Below are 19871 nucleotides of genomic sequence, written 5' to 3'. Positions count from 1 at the left end.
AGGAAATTTTAAGATAACGTATAACTTAGAATATTAACACTATTTGAGGTTTATTTAAAAAATAAATCGATTTAATTATTTTTTTATCATTAAAAACGTCTTTTTGTTGATTTTATATCAAAATAAAGTATTGAAATGCCGATGGGTTTAAGGATTTTTTTTGTTTTTGGGCTAAAAGTTTATGAAGTTTGCGACTGGCTAATTCAAATTAAATTACAATTTATGAAATCAAAACTTTTTTGGTTCTTGTCGTTGGGATTGCTGTTTTTTACACAGTTATCTCTAGCGCAAGAGAAATCAATCAGTGGTACCGTGACCGATGGGTCTGGCGTTCCACTACCTGGTGTGAACATTGTTGTTAAAGGGACAACAACAGGTACACAGACAGATTTTGATGGGATCTACACAATCTCTGCTTCTCAGGGAGATGTGCTAGTTTTCTCTTATGTAGGTTTTGCTTCACAGGAGTCTACTGTGGGTGCAGGTTCTACAATTGATGTTACACTACAACAAGGGGAAGCTCTTGAAGAAGTGGTGGTAACAGCATTAGGTATTTCTCGTGAGAAAAAATCTCTAGGTTATGCAACTCAGGAGGTAGATGGTGCGGCAGTTAGTACTGCAAAAGAGGGTAACTTTGTTAACTCGCTTTCTGGTAAGATATCAGGTCTTGATATTAAAAGAGCAACTACTATGGGTGGTTCTTCTAATGTTATTATCCGTGGGTACTCTTCTATTACTGGAAACAACCAAGCGCTTTTTGTTATTGATGGTGTGCCAGTTAACAACGATACTTTTAACACTAGCGGTCAGCAGAATGGTGGTGATGGTTATGATTACGGTAACGCTGCTTCAGACATCAACCCAGATGACATCGAAAGTGTAAACGTTCTTAAAGGTGCTGCTGCGACTGCACTTTATGGTTCTCGTGCTTCTAACGGTGCGATTATCATTACTACTAAAAAAGGTAAGAAAAATCAAGGTCTAGGTGTTACTGTGAGTACTACTGTAAACGTTAATAACTATGATCCTGATACTTTTGCTAAATTCCAAAATGAGTATGGACAAGGTTATGGTCCTTACTATGATGGTGGTCCTAATGGTCCTTATTTCTTAGATGCGGGAGGTTTTGGAAATGGTTCTTCAAACTATGTTGTTCCTGTGGGTGAAGATGCTTCATTCGGTGGACGTTTTGATCCTAGTATTATGGTTTATCAGTGGGATTCTTTTTATCCTGAATTAGATACTTACCAGCAAGCGACTCCTTGGACAGCTGCTGAGAATGGTCCTGAGTATATTTTCCGTACTGGTTATACCGATATTGAGAATGTAACTTTAAGTTCAGGAAGCGAGAATGCTACAGGGCGTATGAGTTATACCCGTTACAATGAAACAGGTATTCTTCCAAATAGTTCTATTGCTCGTCACACATTTGACTTAACGGGTACTTTAGATCTTAGTGAAAAATTACATGCAGTAGGTAAAGCTACTTACACTAAGAATGCTGGTCGTGGTCGTTTTGGATCAGGATACGATGCTGAAAACATCATGACTAACTTTAGACAATGGTGGGGTGTGAATGTTGATCTTAAAGAGCAAGAGCAAGCGTATAAGCAAACTGGTCAAAATATTACTTGGAACCCTTCAAGCACAACTAACACGTCTGCAAAATACTGGGATAACCCATATTTTACAAGATATGAGAACTACAACACAGATGAGAGAAACCGTCTTTTTGGTTATGCATCTCTTACTTATAACATGACAGATTGGTTAGATGTTATGGGTCGTGTGAGTGTGGATACTTATGATCAAATTCGTGAAGAACGTAACAACATTGGTAGTGTAGACCTTTCAGAATATTCTAGAAGAAACCTTAACTACAGTGAATTTAACTACGACTTGTTCTTGAATTTTGATAAAGATATTAGTGAGTCATTTGGTATTACAGGTACTTTAGGTAGTAACTATCGTCAAACTAAATTTAACGATATTTCAGCTTCTACTAACGGAGGTTTAGTTCTTGAAGGGCTTTATACTTTGAGTAACTCTGTTTCTCCAATTCAGTTTCCTGCGGAAACAGATTATGATGTTCGGGTTTTTGGTCTTTTCGGTCAGGCGAGTATAGATTATGATAATACAGTGTTTTTAGACGCTTCATTGCGTAACGATACTTTCTCTACACTTAAAGATGGTGAGAATAGCTTCTACTATCCTGCTATTTCATCAAGTGTTATTTTCTCTAACCTTTTTGAAAGTGATGCAATTACTTATGGTAAGGTGCGTGCAGGTTATGGTGAAGTAGGTAACGGTGCAGGTCCATACCAATTGATTAATACTTTTAATGCTGTTGCTGGCTTTAATGGTAACACTTTGTATTCTAATCCTGGTGATTCAAGAAATCCAGATCTAAAGGAAGAGCGTACTAATGAACTTGAGGTTGGTTTAGAAATGGCTTTCTTCTCGAGAAGATTAGGATTTGACATGTCTCTTTATAAGAAAGAAACAGAAAATCAAATTTTCCCAGTTGCTGTAACTCCAGCGACAGGATACACTTCTAGATATGTAAACTCTGGTACTGTGCAAAATAAAGGTTTAGAGCTTCAGCTTTATGGTTCTCCAGTAAGAACTGAAGACTTTGAGTGGAAGATCAACACTAACTTCTCTACTTATGAGAGTGAGGTTACTGCACTTTTTGAAGATTCTAAAAACTTATTGCTTACAAGCTTCTTTGGTGTAACTCTTAATGCGACACTAGGTCAGCCTTACGGTACTATTAAAGGTACTAACTATGAGTATGTAAATGGTGAAAGACTTGTGCTTCCTGATGGGCGTTATTCAAAAACTACTTCTAGACAAGAGGTTATTGGTGATATTAACCCAGACTGGAAAGCGGGTATCAGTAACTCTTTCAGATATAAGAACTGGAACCTTAGTTTCTTGATCGATATTCAAGAAGGTGGTAGCGTATTCAGTGGTGATATGTACTTTGGTCTTGCAACTGGTCTTTATGAAGAGACTGCAGGTCTTAACGACTTAGGTATGCCACTTCGTAACTCACTATCTAATGGTGGTGGTGTTGTGCTGGGAGGTGTACAAGCAGATGGTACTCCTAACACTGTGCGTGCTGACTTTACATCTTATGCAAACCCTTATGGTCGTTATGGTAATGCTCCTGACGCTCAGTTTGTATATGATGCTTCTTATGTGAAATTAAGAGAATTAACATTGTCTTATTCACTTCCGCAGGATATCCTAGAAAATCTTTTCCTTACTAATGTAACACTTACTGCTACAGGTCGTAACCTTTGGATTATCTCTAAAGATCTTCCTTATGCAGATCCAGAAGCTGGATTTAGTGCAGGTAATGTACAAGGTTTCCAGATTGGAGCATACCCTGCAACTAAGCAGTATGGTCTTAACGTTAAACTACAATTCTAAAAAATTAAGATATTATGAAGAAGTTATTAATCCTTGGCGTTCTAGTTGGGATTGTCGCTGTAAGTTGTACAAACGACATTACCGATTATAACGTTGACCCAAAACGTCCGTCAGAAGTTCCTGCCGCGACGACTTTCACAAATGCTGAGAAGAATCTTGGTGACCTTGTGACTACAATGAGTGTGGGTACAAATGTTTTTCGTCTATGGGCTCAGCACTGGACAGAAACAACCTACAATGATGAAGCAAATTACGATGTAATAGGTCGTGATCTATCAGCTGGATATTGGACAACTATTTATAACAATATCCTAAATGACCTTAACTCTTCTGTTGAGCTTATTAATAATGCTGAATACACAGATGAGCAAATGAGAACAAATCAACTTGCAGTTATAGAGATTGTAAAGGTTTATTCTTATCAGATGCTTGTTGATCTTAATGGTGATGTTCCTTATTCTGAAGCATTGAATATTAATGAGAATCTTTTCCCTGTATACGATGATGCTGAGACTATTTATTTAGATCTTATTGCTCGTGTGACTGCAGCGCAGCAAACGCTTAGCGCTGGTGGTGATAGCTTTGGTTCTGCTGATATTTATTATGGTGGTGATACTGCACTATGGAGAAAATTTGCAAACTCTCTTAAACTTAGATTAGGTATGAGATTAGCAGATTCTAATCCATCAGCGGCATCAACTGCGGTTTCTGAGGCATTTACAGCTGGGGTGTTAACAAGCTCTGACGATAGCGCGATTATCATGTATGAGGATGCTGCTCCAAACACTAATCCATTATACGATACTTTCGTATTAAGTGGTAGAGGTGAAGATTATATCGCAGGATCTACATCTGTAGATTACCTATTATCTGTAAATGATCCTCGTCTTGATGATTTTTATGATCAAAACCTTGGTGATGATACTTATGTAGGTGGTCCAATTGGAGGTAACAACTCTTACCCTGCTTACACGCATATTAAGCGTGATCTAGTCGAAGAACCAACGGCTACAGGTGCTATCCTCGAGTATTATGAAGTAGAATTCTTTTTGGCGGAAGCCGCAGAAAGAGGATTTATATCTGAAGTAGCAGAATCTCATTATGATGCTGCAATTACTGCTAGTATTCTTAGTTATGGTGGTACTCAGGCAGAAGTTGATGCTTATCTAGCTCAGCCTGATGTTGCTTATGCTACTGCTGCTGGTAACTATGAGCAGAAGATTGGTACTCAAAAATGGATCGCTCTATTTAATAGAGGGTTTGAGGCTTGGACTGAGTGGAGAAGATTAGACTATCCTAATTTCTTAGTATTAAGTGATCAATCTGGATTACCTGTTCCTACAAGAGTATTCTATCCTACTACTGAGCCTGCTGTTAACGGTGCTAACTATGATGCAGCCGTTGCTAAACAAGGCGGCGAGGATGATCTTTACGGAAAGATTTTCTGGGACGTACAGTAATTAAAGGTTGTTGAATTAAAAAGAAATTAAAATGAATAAAATTTTTAAACATATAGCGTTAGGCGTGGCTCTATCAGTTGCTTTTGTTTCTTGCGACGATGAAAGAGAAGTGCCAACGACTGGTATAGGAGGCTATGCATATTTATCAGAAACTTCAATAAGTAGTTTTGATGAAAATGCGAATCTTGATATCAAACTTATCACTAAAGACGGGGTTACTTTTAACTCTATTGAAGTAAGTACAGAAACTGCAAGTGAAATGGCAACAATCGCTTCAGATGAACTTGCAACTGTAAATACTGCTTTTCTAGGAACTTTGTCAGAGGATGCATATGAAGTATTTATTTCTTCAGAATTGTCTAATGGTAAAATGGCAGGAGACTACTTTACAATAAGTGTGGATAATCCTATCTCTATTAGTGAAGATAATCTTGCAGAGGCAACTTTGGATACTTTGCCAAATGTTGAAGTGGCTTATGAATTGTTTACAAACACGGCTAGCATTGATGATGTTATGCTTTCGCTAAAAAAGAACTCAGACGGCATCTATGCAGATAGTGGAGCGACTGGTCTTAGCACAGTGGATGGTGGTTCAGTATTATTAAGTGATACAAACTATCAAGCGCTTAATTTAGTAGTAAATGATACATTGTATTATAAGTTTACTGCTACAAGTGGATCTTTGTCTGCTGATGCTGAAGGGCAAATGGTAATTATTGAAGAAGACTAGATCTTCTAACGCAGCATAATGCTTAAAAGCCACCCAAACGGGTGGCTTTTTTATTTTAAACGGTTAATTGAAAATCCTGTTATTTACTGTCTAATCATATATCAGTGACGTTTTTTGAGGTGAGTGCTATTCTATATGTTAAATGTTGAAATCAATAAAGTGGAGATATTGTTTCAATATTAAGCAATAATAACGGTTTGCCGTAAGGTGAAAAAGAAGTGTAAGTGTTATAGAATCATTAAAATTTGACAATCTATGTAGTGTAATTTTGAAGTATTATTAGATTATTGTGCAACTAAATCGTTTTTACGAAAAAATTACAAATAAGCCCTTTCGATTAAAAATTCACTAGTATAAATAGTATTTCACTGAGAAACCTGCAAAATATTTTTGTTTTATAATAAAAAATTGAGGATGTTTGCGATTGGCTAATTCAAATTTAAAATGAAGTATGAAAACAAAGTTTCATTTACTACTAACGCTTTTGTTAACGTTAGTAGCGCAAGTAACTCTTGCGCAGAGTAAAACAATTACAGGAACGATAACAGATCAGGATGGGCTTCCTCTACCTGGTGTTAACGTAGCTGTACAGGGTACGAACGCTGGTACCCAAACTGATTTCGATGGTGTTTATTCTATCGAAGCTTCAGAAGGTGATGTTTTATCATTTACTTATGTGGGGTTTTCTTCACAGTCTATCACAGTAGGTGCAAGTAATGAGGTAAATATTACGATGGAAGCTGGTGAAACCTTAGATGAGGTTGTTGTTGTTGGTTATGGAACATCAACTAAACAAGCTTTTGCTGGTACAGCTGCAACAGTTAAAGCTGAGCAGATCGAGGCAAAATCTTATTCAAACGTTTCTCAATCTCTTGCAGGTGAGGTTGCGGGTGTAACCGTAATCAATACATCAGGTCAGCCTGGTACAACTTCTACTGTTAGGATTCGTGGTTTTGGATCTGTTAATGGTAACCGTGCTCCTTTATATGTTGTAGACGGTGTGCCTTTTTCAGGAGATCTTAACTCTATTAACCCCGCGGATATTGCTAGTACCACTGTTTTAAAGGATGCTACTGCAACAGCTATCTATGGTTCTCGTGGTGCTAACGGTGTTATCCTTATTACTACTAAAAAAGGTAAAGCTGGTCAAGATTATATCGAATTTGATATTAAATCTGGTGTAAACTCTCAGTTAATCCCACGTTATGATGTGATAAAGTCTCCTGAGACTTATATCGCAACAGTTTGGGAAGGTATTTATAATAGAGGGGTTATTAATGGTGTTGCTGATCCAGTAGCATATGCAAATTCAAATCTATTTACAGATAACTATATTCCTGCAGGTTATAACATGTGGAATGTAGCTGATGGAGGTGAGCTTATCGATCCTGTTACTCGTATGGTTAGACCTAGCGTATCAAGAAGATATTCTCCACAGAGATACGAAGATGCTGCTTTTGATTCAGCATTTAGAACTGAAGCTAACCTAAGAATGGGTGGTGGTAGTGACAAAACTCAATATTTTGTTTCTGCTGGTTATTTAGCTGATGATGGTTATGCTATCAATACAAGTTATGATAGAGCTACAACAAGATTAAATGTTACTTCGGATGTTCGTGACTGGTTGACTGTTGGTGCAAATATTGGTTATGCATATTCTGAAAGTGTAAACAATGGACAAACAAACGGATCTGAAAACTTATTTGAATTTTCAGATAAGATGGCTCCAATATTTCCAGTATTCTTAAGAGATGATAACTATCAGTTAGTTGATGATCCAATTTTTGGAGGTTATCAATATGACTATGGAACAGCTTCAGGTTTTAGAGCTCGTCCTAATGCAAACCAATTAAACCCTATTGGTTCTGCTCTTTATGACTTTGTTGGTACAGATCGTCACGAATTAAACGGAAGTTTCTCTTTAGATGTGAAGTTTACAGATCATCTTACATTTGAAACTCGTTTTGGTGCTCAGTACGCAATTAACCACTACAAATCTTACTCTAACCCATTTTATGGTGGAGCATCTTTGGATGAGGTAAAAGGATCTCTTTTTGTTTCAGATACAGAAACGATAACTAAGAACTTCCTTCAGTTATTAAGATATAAAAATCAGTTCGGTGATCACTCACTTGAAGTTTTAGCGGCGCATGAAAGCAATGATTATCATCTTTCAAATAGAACGGCTTCTAAGCAAACAGTAGTACTGCCAGGCTTATTAGAGCTTGATAACTTTATTAAAGATCCAGGTGTACCTGGAGGATATTCAAATGGACGTACAATTGAGTCTTACTTTTCTCAGATTAACTACGACTACTTAGATAAATATTACTTTACAGGTTCTGTAAGACGTGATGGTTCATCTCGTTTTGTGAATGATAAGTGGGGTACTTTTGGTTCTGTAGGTGCAGCTTGGGTTGTGTCTAATGAAGATTTTCTTAATAGTGATTTCTTAACTTTCTTCAAGTTAAAGGCTTCTTATGGTATTACAGGTGATCAAGCTGGTGTAGGATTCTACTCAGGTTATGATACGTTTAATACAGGGATCCTTGGAGGTACTTACTCTATTTCTGCAAGAGATAATGGTAACCCTAACTTAACTTGGGAAACTTCTAACATGCTTCAAGTTGGTGCTGAGTTCACACTTGGGAATATCATTGATGGTAGTATTGATTTTTATGATAAAATCACTGACAACCTTATTTTTGATCGTCGAGTAGCTCCTTCTCAAGGTATTGCTATAGTAACGGTAAATGACGGTGAGTTAAGAAACCAAGGTCTTGAGATTGATTTAACAGGTCACATTTTTAAGACTAATGATTTTATGTTAGATCTTAATGTAAATGGTACATTATTTAATAATGAGATAAAAACGATGCCTATTGATCCAACAACTGGTCTTCCTCGTATCATTGATGTTTCTCCAGGCTCTTATGCTTACTCTAAGGGTAGCTCTATTTATGATTTCTACATGAGAGAATGGGCTGGTGTTGATCCTTCAGATGGTGCTCCAATGTGGTATCAATATTTCAATGATGCTAACGGTAACCAGGTTCTGGATGCTAATGAAGATGCTATTGAGGATCTTACTTCTTACTTGATAGATAATGAAGATGCAACGGTAGAGAGACAAATAACTAAAACTTACTCTCAGGCAACTAATAAATATGTTGGTAAATCTAGTGTTCCTACTGTAAGAGGTGCTTTTAGACTATATGGTAAGTTTAAGAATTTTGACTTCTCAACTCAATTCCTTTATAGTTTAGGAGGATGGGCTTATGATGCTCAATATGCAGAATTGTTAAGTGATAGATTTGGTGCTGCCGGTAACAACTATCACAGAGATATCCTAAACAGATGGCAAAATCCAGGAGATATCACGGATGTTCCTCGCCTTTCAGATGGTATTGATCAAAACTCAATTTCTCAGTCTACACGTTTCTTAGTGAAATCAGATTATTTGGCATTGAACAATGCAAGAATCGGTTATACTTTCTCTCAAGATTTGCTTGGTTCTACTGGTATTGATGCTCTTAATCTTTTCGTTTCTGGTGATAACCTATTTATCAAAAGCGCAAGAGATGGATTCAATCCTACAACTAGTGAAACAGGTAACACAGGTCGTGGACTTTACGCTCCTTTGACAACTGTTACATTGGGAGCTCGTGTTAGATTTTAATTAAAAAAAATAGCTTTATGAAAAATATATTTAAAACTTCATTAATTGCTTTTTCAGTTGCCGCATTGGTAAGCTGTGGAGACGATTATCTAGAAGAAGAGCCTTCTGAATTCTTGACAATAGATCAAGTAGCAGAAGCTGCTGAAACAAATCCAGATGTAATTGCTGGTACTATGAACGGTATTTATGCTTTAACTGTTCAGACTGGAACAGGGGGTACTACTGGTCATGATGATTTCGGGCATAAAGGGTATGATATTTATGCTGATTTTTTATCAGGAGATATGGCTCTTTCTGTTAGTACATACGGTTGGTATAGAGCAAATATCACTGAATTTATTGCTCTTCAGGATTTTACCAATACTGATAATTACCAAGTATGGCGCTATTACTACCGTATTATACGTTCTTGTAATACGGTGATCGATGCATTAGGGGGTAATGACGTAGTACCTGAATTAGCCGCTAATAAGGCTATCATGGGGCAGGCTAAAGCTATGCGTGCTCATTCATATTTCTACCTTGCTCAGTATATGCAAAAAGAATATGTTGCAGGTGAAGAAATACTTCCTATATACACAAGCTTAAGTGGTGAGGCAGCTGCTAAGTCACCAGCATCTGAAGTTTATGGACTTATGGAGCAAGACCTTCTTGAAGCTATTGATTTATTAAATGGTTATCAGCGTGGTGCTAAGAGTGAAATTAACCAAAACGTTGCTAAGGGTATTTTAGCATATGTTTATGGAGCTATGGGTAGAGATGGTGATGCAGCAAGTTTAGCTAATCAAGTTGTCACTTCTGGAGAGTTCACTCTTATGAGTGATGAAGAAGTTACAGGAGGATTTAATGATCTATCTACTTCAGGATGGATGTGGGGTATTGACCTTACCAGTGATCTTGAGATAGACCTTGTGTCGTGGTGGGGGCAAATGGATGCTTTTTCTTATAGTTATGCTTGGGCTGGTGATGCTAAAGCTATAGACGCTGGGTTGTATGCTCAAATTCCTGATGATGACGTTCGTAAGGCGCAGTTTCAAGAACCAGAAGATGATTATTATGATCTAATGCCATTGAATAAGTTTTACGCTCCTGCACGAGTTATTGGAGGTCAGAGACCAATGATTACTGATTTAGTGTATTTAAGAGTTGCTGAAATGTATTTGTTGGCTGCTGAAGGCTCTGCAAAGAGTGGTGATGAAGGAACAGCTCGTACTAGACTTAAACAGTTAGTTAGCCAGCGTGTGCCTGATGCGTCTTATATAGATGGATTAAGTGGACAAGCTTTGCGTAATGAAATTTATCTTCAAACCAGAATTGAGTTATGGGGAGAAGGAAAATCTTATCTAGCACTTAAGCGAAATAAAGCTAACGTTGTTCGAGGAGCAAATCACCTTTCTTTTGTTGGTGAATCTATTCCTTATAATGATGAGAGACTCACCTTCGAAATACCTCAGTTAGAAATCCAGTTCAATCCACTGATTTCTTCTCAAAATGATTAATGAATAGTAGATAAATTATATTATCATGAAGAAAATTTTTATAGCATTAGTTGCAGCTGTAAGTTTAGTATTTACTGGTTGTGATTTGGAAGAGAAAGTGTATGAAGAGCCTAACTATATCACTTTTGATAGAACTAGTGAAGATGTGTCTGTTCCACAGGATGGAGCAACTAGTCTTGATTTGACTGTTTATATTTCAAATATGAGTGGTTCTAGTCGCACTTATGATTTAGTTGTGGAGGAATCATCCACTCTATCGGCTCAAGCTTTTGAAATACCGTCTAGTCTTACTGTTGATGGTGATTCTAATGAAGTGAGTTTCACCATTAATTTTACAGATTCTGGTATTAGTAACTCTGGTGATGTACTAGTTCTTGGGTTTAAACAAGGCGATGGTCTTTATGTTTCCGATCCTTTAGAGATTAGCGTGCTTAGGGATTGTCCTTCTGAGCTAGAAGGTACTTATTATTATGAGTCTATAGGTACTGGAACTCCTGTAGTTATTACCAATACGGGAGGTAAAAATTACAGCGTAAGTAGAGATAATCAATTTGGTACTGCATATGCATTTACCATAAGAGATGTGTGCGATAATATTACCGTAACAGGCGGAGATATTCCAGACAACTTTGATATTCCTAACTCTGGCTCAGGAACGGTAGATCCTAATACTGGTGAGATTACTATATACTATACTGTAGATGGTTATTTTTCAGATGCCGAAATGGTTCTGATTCCTATGCAATAATTTAATTTACAGATATTAAATATTTTTAATAAGCCCGATTTTAATCGGGCTTATTTTTTTGATCTTTATCAGGTTGTTAGGAATAAGATGTGACGTTTTATTGTTGATATGTGGCATCAAACCTGGGGTCAACTATATAGTCCATCCGGGCGATGTGATTTACTTCTATAGCAAGGGCATCATATTCTACTGTTACTTTTCCTCTAATTCGGTAAACTCCTTTGTCGTTAATTGAATATTTTCTAGCTACATTAGGGAAGTGAATAGTATCTATCCAATGGCCGGTTTGGTCTAAAAAGGTCCCAAAATGCATCTTATGTCCTTTTGAAGTATTTGTGTTTTTTGCGGTAACTAGATAGCCATAAATACTTATAATTTGATTGAGATAATTAGGTAGGTCACAAGTTAATAATTGGCTTGACGGAGGCGTGGCTAGCAATATAAAAGGATCATATAATGTAAATCCTAATAATTCTAATTGATCAAAAGCATTTTCTAAAGCTGTTATTCTAAAATCTGGAAGTGTAAAATCACTCATCGAGATCTTAAATAAGCTTTGTTGCTCTTCATTTAGTGGAGCATTGTTTTCTTTGTAATAGGCTTCCCATAGTAGACTTCTTTTATTTTTTTCTAGGTTTCTAAATGCATCAATGCGTATTAGAATATCCATTTGTTCAATACTTAGTGGAACGCGATCAATAAAATCATCTAATGAAACAAATGGATTATTAACGCGCGCATTAATGATTTGAATCATGCTCTTCTTTTCTAGGCTATGTAGATGTTGAAAGCCTAAATAAATTATTTTACCTAGAATGATTGTCTCTATCTGACTGGTGTTAATACACGGAGGCTCTATTTGTGCTCCTTTCATCCTGGCTTCGTGTATGTAAATTTCTGTTTTATAGAAGCCACCACCATTGTTTATGGTAGCAACCATATATTCTAAAGGGTAATAACATTTTAAATAAAGACTTTGATAGCTTTCAACGGCGTATGAGGCTGAGTGTCCTTTAGCAAAGGCATAACCGGCAAAGCTCTCTATTTGTCGCCATACATCGTTCACGACAGATTCGTTTTCGCCTCGAGCGATACAGTTATTCTTAAATTTTTCTTTTACTTCTTGAAATTCTTCTCGAGATCTAAACTTGCCACTCATGCCTCTACGAAGCACATCTGCTTCATCTAAGTCGAGTTTAGCATAATGGTGTGCAACTTTGATCACGTCTTCTTGGTAAACCATCACGCCATAGGTGTCTGGCATGATTTGATAAAGAATGGGGTGTGCTTCTTTGCGTTTTTCTTTGTTGCGATGCCGCATAATATACTCTCGCATCATTCCGCTTTTTGCAACGCCTGGTCTTATGATGGAGCTGGCGGCAACAAGAGTGTTGTAATCTTCAACGCCTAATTTTAGCAACAGCATGCGCATGGCTGGAGATTCTACATAAAAACAACCGATGCAATCTGCGCGTGCAATCATCGCGTTGATCTTTTTATCTTTAAAAAAAACTTTTGCATTATGGATGTCTGGAAGTTTTACCTCTGGATGATTCTGTTTAATGATCTCTACCGCATCTTTTATTTTGCCAAGGCCTCTTTGTCCCAAAATATCAAATTTGAATAACCCTACATCTTCTGCGATGTGCATATCAAACTGTACTGTTGGGAAGCCTTTCGGCGGAAGATGGGTTGCAGAAAAATAATGAATAGGCTTCTCAGAGATCAAAATTCCGCCGGCATGAATACTCAAATAATTAGGTTTTTCATGAAGCAGTCGCGCATACTTCAAAACTAATTTTGAGAGTTCATCGATTTTTGCAGGATTGAATTTACCGCTACTTAATTTGTCAATCTCGTGTTTAGGTAAACCAAAGACTTTTCCTAGCTCACGCACGGCACCACTGTGTTTAAAAGTTACATATGATCCTAAAAGCGCTGCTTGACCGTTTTGACCAAATTCTCTAAAAATAAAGTCTGTAATATCATCACGATCCCAGGTAGAAAAATCAATGTCAAAGTCTGGTGGATTTGCTCTAAATTCATTCATAAATCGTTCAAAATACAAGTCGAGCTCCATAGGATCTACGTCAGTAATTCGTAGTATATAGGCAATTATACTGTTAGCTCCGCTGCCGCGGCCTACATAAAAATAGCCTTGTTCACGAGCATAATCTATGATGCATTTATTGATAAGGAAGAAAGAGACAAAGTCTAACTTTTTAATTACAGAGAGTTCTCTATTGATGCGTTCTTCAATTTCTGGGGTGAGCGCGTCATAACGGTCAGGGAAACCTTTGTTACAAAGATCTTTGAGAGCTTCATAATCAGCTTCTGATGATCCATGTAGGGTTTTAAGATTTTGTGGTTGTCTGTTTTTTGAGAAATCAAAATGTATAGAACAAGATTCTGCTAAATATTTTGTGTTTTCAATAATCTGAGGATATTCAGCAAAAGTATTTTTGAGCTTTTCTAGATCAACCATCATTTCCCACGGGTCGCCTTCTTCCTCTTTGGGGAGTTTGCTGAGTAGACAATTATTGTCAATGGCCCGTAGTAACCTATGTAGATTAAAATCGCGTTTGCAGGTAAAGCTTACGGGTTGCAAGATGACCAGTTTTTCTAGTTTGTTCTTGTATAGTGAGAACGGCAGTCTGCTTATATTTCTTAGGCTTACGCCAATGTATTCATGAGGTAATAGATCTGTTTTTCTAAGGGTTACGGCAGTTTCAAATGGATAAATGACAAAAACATTTTTAAATGCGGGGGCTTCCGCCAAAAAGGATTTCTTTTCATGTAAATGCTGTGAAAGAAAATTATTGAGTTCTAGAAAACCATCATTATTTCGCGCAAGGGCAACATAGCATTGCTCCATGCCATTTCTAAAGTCAATACCCACAATAGGCTTTATGGATGCTTCCTGTGCTTTTCTTATGAAATTTAAGCACGCAGAAGTGTTGTTGATATCTGTGAGCGCTAGAGAGGTTACTCCATTTGTTTTTGCCAGCTCAAGGAGCTGTTCTTCGGCTAGTGTGCCGTAACGCAGGCTGAAATATGAGTGACAGTTAAGATACATATTACTGATGTCTGTGAGCAAGCACGATAGGAGGCTCGCCGTTAAACGGATTTTTAAAATTGCCAATGGTTCTCGCGCCATCGCCCATACAAGCGGCGCGCATGATGATCCTGTCTCCATAGCGATCACGTATATTGTCCATCGCTTTATAGAGATTGATGGTTTTTTTAGGATCTTCAAATAGTTCGATCTGGGAGTGACCTTCAGTAAGAGAGCTATATCTTACGCCTACTAGCCTGATGAGCATACGTCGGTTGTATAGCTTATAAAAAAGCTCCATAACTTTGGGTATTAGATTATGATCTGCAGCGGTGTATGGAATACTCATCTGTTTTGAATAGGTTTGAAAATCTGAGTATCTAATCTTCACGGTAATACATGATGTAAGTTTGTTACCTCGTCTTAATTGAAATGCGAGATTCTCTGCCATGGCGCTAATAGTAGTCTTTAGCATGCTCATGTCTGTTGTATCCTGACCGTATGTGCGCTCATTAGAAATAGATTTACGCTCATGATATTCTATTATAGGAGAGTTGTCAATGCCATTTGCGCGCTCCCAGATAATTCTGCCATTCTTGCCAAAAACAGAGATCATCATTTCTACGGGCATTTGTTGAACTAGTGAAACTTGCCGCACACCCAGATTGCAAAAGGTGCGAAAGGTTTTCTCTCCTACCATGGGTATTTTTTTAATAGATAATGGTGCTAGAAATAACTTTTCATACCCATTGTCTATTTTTAATTGATTATTAGGTTTGGCTTCATTTGTGGCAACTTTAGAAACAGTTTTGTTGAGTGAAAGACCAAAGGAAATAGGCAGGCCGGTTTCTTTTATGACTTTTTTGCGTAGTTCAGATGCATATTTGTAGCACCCGAAAAATTTATCCATCCCTGTAAGATCTGCATAAAATTCGTCTACGCTTGCTTTTTCGAGAATGGGGACTTGTTCTTGGAGAATTTCCGTTACGGCTTTAGAGTATTTAGTATAAATACTGGCGTTGCCTCGTATGTAAATGGCATTTGGCAATAGTTGACGAGCCATTTTCATAGGCATGCCAGAGTGAACACCAAATTTTCGGCACTCATAACTAGCAGCGCTTACAACACCTCTGTCACCAGTGCCGCCCACAATTACAGGTTTTCCTTGTAGTCTGCTATCTCTAAGTCTTTCGCAAGAAACAAAGAAAGTGTCAAGATCTAGATGTAAAATACTTCTTGCCATAAATTGGAAATATTACAAAATTATGGAAATATTCCAATTTTTTAAAAGTGAGGAATACTAAAGTTTTGAACAATTCCCCTTTTGGCTTTAAGCCAAATCAACTAAAAAAACCAACATGGCATTTACCTAAAAATTTGCGTAAATTCGCACCCTATTCTACACAGCATGCTAGATAAACTCAATATAGTTAAACAACGTTTTGACGAGGTTAGTGACCTTATCATTCAACCAGATGTAATTAGCGATCAGAAGCGTTACATCGAACTTAATAAAGAATACAAAGACCTTAGAGCTTTGATGGATGTGAGGGAGCAATATGTTACCCTGCATGATCGTCTTACTGAGGCAGAAGAAATTATCGCAGACGGTAGCGATGCAGAAATGGTTGAAATGGCCAAAATGCAACTGGATGAAGCTAAAAGCGAACTTCCAGGGCTTGAAGAGAAAATAAGATTCATGCTTGTGCCTAAGGATCCTGAAGACGGTAAAAATGCCGTGATGGAAATTCGTGCGGGAACTGGTGGTGATGAGGCAAGTATTTTTGCAGGAGATCTGTATCGTATGTACACTAAATATTGCGAGAGCAAAGGTTGGAAGACAAGTACGATAGATTATAATGAGGGTACTAGCGGCGGTTTTAAAGAAATTCAGTTTGAAGTAAACGGTGAAGATGTTTACGGTACTTTAAAGTTTGAAGCAGGAGTGCATCGTGTACAACGTGTGCCACAAACCGAAACTCAGGGTCGTGTACACACAAGTGCTGCGACTGTAATGGTTTTTCCAGAAGCTGAAGAGTTTGATGTAGAGATCGATCCTAAGGACGTTCGTATAGATTACTTCTGTTCATCAGGACCTGGAGGGCAATCTGTAAACACAACCTATTCTGCGGTGCGTTTAACGCACGAGCCTACAGGACTTGTTGCTCAATGTCAGGATCAAAAATCACAGCATAAGAATAAAGAGAAAGCCTTTAGAGTACTGCGTTCTAGACTGTATGATCTTGAGCTTGCAAAACGCCAGGAAGAAGAGGCTGCAAAACGTGGTAGCATGGTAACTAGTGGTGACCGTAGTGCAAAGATCCGTACGTATAACTATCCACAAGGTCGTGTTACAGATCACCGTATCAACCTTACTTTGTATGATTTGTCAAACATAATTGATGGTGACATTCAAAAGATTATTGACGAGTTACAACTGGTAAGCAACACAGAGAAACTTAAAGAAGCCGGCGAAACCTTTTAGCATACCGTTTTGACAATAGACCACCTTTTTGACCAGATCAAGAAAAAAAGATCCATGCTTTGCGTGGGGCTAGATGTTGATCTTGGTAAAATACCAGCACATTTGCTGGATGAAGAAGATCCCATTTTTGCATTTAATAAAGCGATCATTGATGCAACGCATAAATTTGCGGTGGCTTACAAGCCTAACACAGCTTTTTATGAGGCTTATGGATTAAAAGGGTGGCAGTCGCTTAAAAAAACCATAGATTATCTCAACGGCCAGTATCCTGAGATTTTCACTATCGCAGATGCAAAGCGTGGCGATATAGGCAATACCAGCCGCATGTATGCAAAAGCATTTTTTGAAGATATGGCTTTTGATTCGGTTACGGTGGCGCCGTATATGGGTAAAGATTCAATTGAGCCGTTTTTGTCTTTCGACGAAAAGTACGCCATCATGCTTGCGCTTACCTCTAATGAAGGCGCATTTGATTTTCAGACTAAAGATGTTGAAGGTACTGAGCTTTATAAACAAGTGCTTGAGACTTCAAAACAATGGTCTGGAAGTGAGAAATTGATGTATGTTGTAGGCGCTACAAAGGCTGAATACTTTTCAGGCATACGTGAGATCATTCCACATGCATTCTTACTTGTACCTGGTGTAGGAGCGCAAGGCGGTGATCTAAGGTCTGTTTGCAAATATGGCATGAATGATCAAGCTGGTTTGCTTATTAACTCCTCACGCGGAATCATCTATGCATCAAACGCAGAAGATTTTGCAGAGGCAGCCGCTAATGAAGCAAGCAAGCTACAAACACAAATGGCCGAAATACTTACAGAAAAATTCGATTTGTAAAAGCGGTTAAGCTACTGTAAGATCTGCACGATTTTTATTTGAAGCCATTGATGAGATCTCTCTCATGATCTGCTCTGCTTCAAAATCATAATAATCGCTTTCAGAGGGCGAAGTGAACTTTAAATTGTACGCTAGTTCTAGAGCCTGCTTATACTTGGCTTCTAGTTTTTCCATGATAGACATAGGGTAAATATTTAGGGGTTACTCTAGTAAATATCGAATAAAAACGCATTAATCGCATGTGTATTTTGCAAATTCGAAATTGTTTAACAGCTTAATTGTTAAATTCCTAAAAGTGCAATTCTACCTTTAATACAGCTGTTTCTTCCTTAGCCTTTTAAAAATCAGCGTTTTCAGATATCGGTGTTTTTTTCGCTTAAAGCGAAAAGAAATTTTCTTAAATAAAGTTTAACATCTTTTGTAAATTGATGTGCGTCAATTTTTTATAAAATGAGGAAGTTTATACAAGTAGTTACAGTCTATTTCTGTCTATCGGCGGCGAGTTTGACTTTTGTTTATGCGCAAAATGAATGTAATTGCTGTTCAGAGTCTTATGAAAGTTTTGATTTTTGGATCGGCAAATGGAGTGTTACAGATCCTTCTGGTAAAGTTGTAGGCTCTAATACGATCACAAAAATGGAAGATGGATGTGTGATTCGCGAAGAATGGAAAGCAGCAAACGGCACATACACAGGAACAAGCTATAATTTTTATAATAGTAAAGAAAAGCAGTGGGAGCAGCTGTGGATTGATAATCAAGGTCAGCATTTAAAATTAAAAGGCAACCGTGAAGGGAGCAAAATGATTTTGGCCTCTGAGCCAACAAAAGATCGATCTGGAGAAACAATAATTAACCGCATCACTTGGAGGGCAAATAGCGATGGCATAGTGCGCCAGCTTTGGGAAGTTTTAAAACAAGATGGAAGTAAGACTACGGCCTTTGATGGATTGTATAAAAAGGTTGACTAGCCGTAATGTTCTTCACGAATAAGCTCAGTTTCTGGAGCGCTTTTAAAAACGTCCCAGTCTTTACCTTGTGTTCTTCTTGCCCCTAAAATATTAGCATACTGCCCGGCAAGAATAGGATCGTTAAATTTTGCGAATCCATAAGCTAGTCCGCCAGCAAAACTATCACCACAACCAGTGGTGTCTACAACTTTGTCCACTTTTACTGATGGGATCCAGTCTTTCACGGTGAGACCTTCTTCTTTGTGATACAATACGCAACCGCGAGAATCCATAGTGACATAGAAATATTTCACGCCTTTATTTAAAGCGTGTTCTGCCACAGCATCAAGATGATCTACTTTGTTCTCATCATAAATTGACGGTATATCACCATCATATTCATTTGCAAACCACATGCATTGTGATTCTTCAAGATTCATTTTAAGAACGTCTATATAAGGCAACCATTCATCACGATCTACCCAAAATTTGCGATGTCTATTTCCTTTTACATCCATTGCTGTGGTTGCTCCATGAGCATCAAAAATAATAGGAGCTTCGCTATTTTCTTTAATGAACTTTAGCGTGCTAAGGGCGATCTCAAAATCTGTGATAGGCACAAAAACAAATGCATCTGCATCAATATGCGCTTCCACATGATCTGGACGTATGGGATTCATACACGCGAGTTGTTTTTCTTCGCGATTGTTTTGATCCTTGAAGTTTAAGAAGATTACCGTTCCGCGGTCTTCTTCACTATTGATGCCTGTGAAATCTATATTGTTGTGACCGTCAAACTCTGCTATGATGTTTTCTTGATCTTTTTTATGGATGTTAGAAACTGGGATTACAGTACCTTCCTCTTTTAGCAATTTCGCAAGAGCGATAACCGGATGCGTAACGCAACCGTAGCGTGTGATGATATCGTTCTCATATGTTGAAATTGTATCTCTGGGAATAGGTCCTGCGACCACGATCTTAAGTTGATCCAT

13 protein-coding genes are annotated in these 19871 nt (G+C 37.7%); 9 read left to right on the top strand and 4 right to left on the bottom strand.

All coding sequences use genetic code 11. The features are described 5' to 3' along the window. Positions 1-222: 222 nt before the first annotated feature. The 6 genes from ACZ5L8_RS11110 (at position 223) to ACZ5L8_RS11085 (ending at position 11554) form a co-directional block, all read left to right on the top strand. A complete protein-coding gene (locus ACZ5L8_RS11110; RefSeq protein WP_464437490.1) occupies positions 223-3438 on the top strand; it encodes a SusC/RagA family TonB-linked outer membrane protein in 3216 nt (1071 codons plus the stop codon). 14 nt (positions 3439-3452) lie between these two features. After that, on the top strand, positions 3453-4898 hold the full coding sequence (locus ACZ5L8_RS11105; RefSeq protein WP_464437488.1) for a SusD/RagB family nutrient-binding outer membrane lipoprotein: 1446 nt from the start codon (positions 3453-3455) through the stop codon (positions 4896-4898). Between the two features lie 31 nt (positions 4899-4929). After that, positions 4930-5628, top strand: coding sequence for a hypothetical protein (locus ACZ5L8_RS11100; protein ID WP_464437485.1), 699 nt, complete (start codon positions 4930-4932; stop codon positions 5626-5628). Between the two features lie 451 nt (positions 5629-6079). Further along, positions 6080-9307: a SusC/RagA family TonB-linked outer membrane protein gene (locus ACZ5L8_RS11095; RefSeq protein WP_464437483.1), complete on the top strand. Its 3228-nt coding sequence runs from the start codon at positions 6080-6082 to the stop codon at positions 9305-9307. 17 nt (positions 9308-9324) lie between these two features. Continuing rightward, complete coding sequence (locus tag ACZ5L8_RS11090; RefSeq protein WP_464437482.1) at positions 9325-10806, top strand: RagB/SusD family nutrient uptake outer membrane protein; 1482 nt, start codon at positions 9325-9327, stop codon at positions 10804-10806. Between the two features lie 85 nt (positions 10807-10891). Further along, positions 10892-11554, top strand: a complete 663-nt coding sequence (locus ACZ5L8_RS11085) for a hypothetical protein (protein ID WP_464437481.1) — start codon at positions 10892-10894, stop codon at positions 11552-11554. A gap of 97 nt (positions 11555-11651) precedes the next feature. Here the strand turns inward: ACZ5L8_RS11085 and ACZ5L8_RS11080 are convergent, their stop codons facing one another. After that, positions 11652-14750 (bottom strand): DNA polymerase III subunit alpha, encoded by a 3099-nt coding sequence (locus ACZ5L8_RS11080; RefSeq protein WP_464437478.1) that lies wholly within the window; start codon positions 14748-14750, stop codon positions 11652-11654. Beyond that, entirely contained in the window at positions 14632-15852 is a 1221-nt protein-coding gene (dinB, locus tag ACZ5L8_RS11075; protein ID WP_464437476.1) for a DNA polymerase IV, read from the bottom strand. Before dinB ends, ACZ5L8_RS11080 begins: the two co-directional genes overlap by 119 nt. 165 nt (positions 15853-16017) lie before the next feature. Between dinB and prfA the strand changes: the two genes are divergently transcribed. Continuing rightward, entirely contained in the window at positions 16018-17094 is a 1077-nt protein-coding gene (gene prfA / locus ACZ5L8_RS11070) for a peptide chain release factor 1 (RefSeq protein WP_464437475.1), read from the top strand. A gap of 9 nt (positions 17095-17103) precedes the next feature. Beyond that, complete coding sequence (pyrF, locus tag ACZ5L8_RS11065) at positions 17104-17931, top strand: orotidine-5'-phosphate decarboxylase (protein WP_464437473.1); 828 nt, start codon at positions 17104-17106, stop codon at positions 17929-17931. Between the two features lie 6 nt (positions 17932-17937). Here the strand turns inward: pyrF and ACZ5L8_RS11060 are convergent, their stop codons facing one another. Further along, a complete protein-coding gene (locus ACZ5L8_RS11060) occupies positions 17938-18114 on the bottom strand; it encodes a Lacal_2735 family protein (RefSeq protein ID WP_464437472.1) in 177 nt (58 codons plus the stop codon). A gap of 267 nt (positions 18115-18381) precedes the next feature. On the opposite strand from ACZ5L8_RS11060, the gene ACZ5L8_RS11055 reads away from it, so the two are divergent. Further along, positions 18382-18900, top strand: a complete 519-nt coding sequence (locus tag ACZ5L8_RS11055; protein WP_464437471.1) for a hypothetical protein — start codon at positions 18382-18384, stop codon at positions 18898-18900. Here ACZ5L8_RS11055 and ACZ5L8_RS11050 read toward each other — a convergent pair. Next, the gene (locus ACZ5L8_RS11050) at positions 18897-19871 is read right to left on the bottom strand and encodes a carbohydrate kinase family protein (RefSeq protein ID WP_464437470.1); all 975 of its coding nucleotides are present in this window, start codon (positions 19869-19871) and stop codon (positions 18897-18899) included. The two genes, ACZ5L8_RS11055 and ACZ5L8_RS11050, sit on opposite strands and share 4 nt — an antisense overlap.

The organism is Leeuwenhoekiella obamensis (genome assembly GCF_055391795.1).
This window is presented reverse-complemented; position numbering and strand designations above follow the sequence as displayed.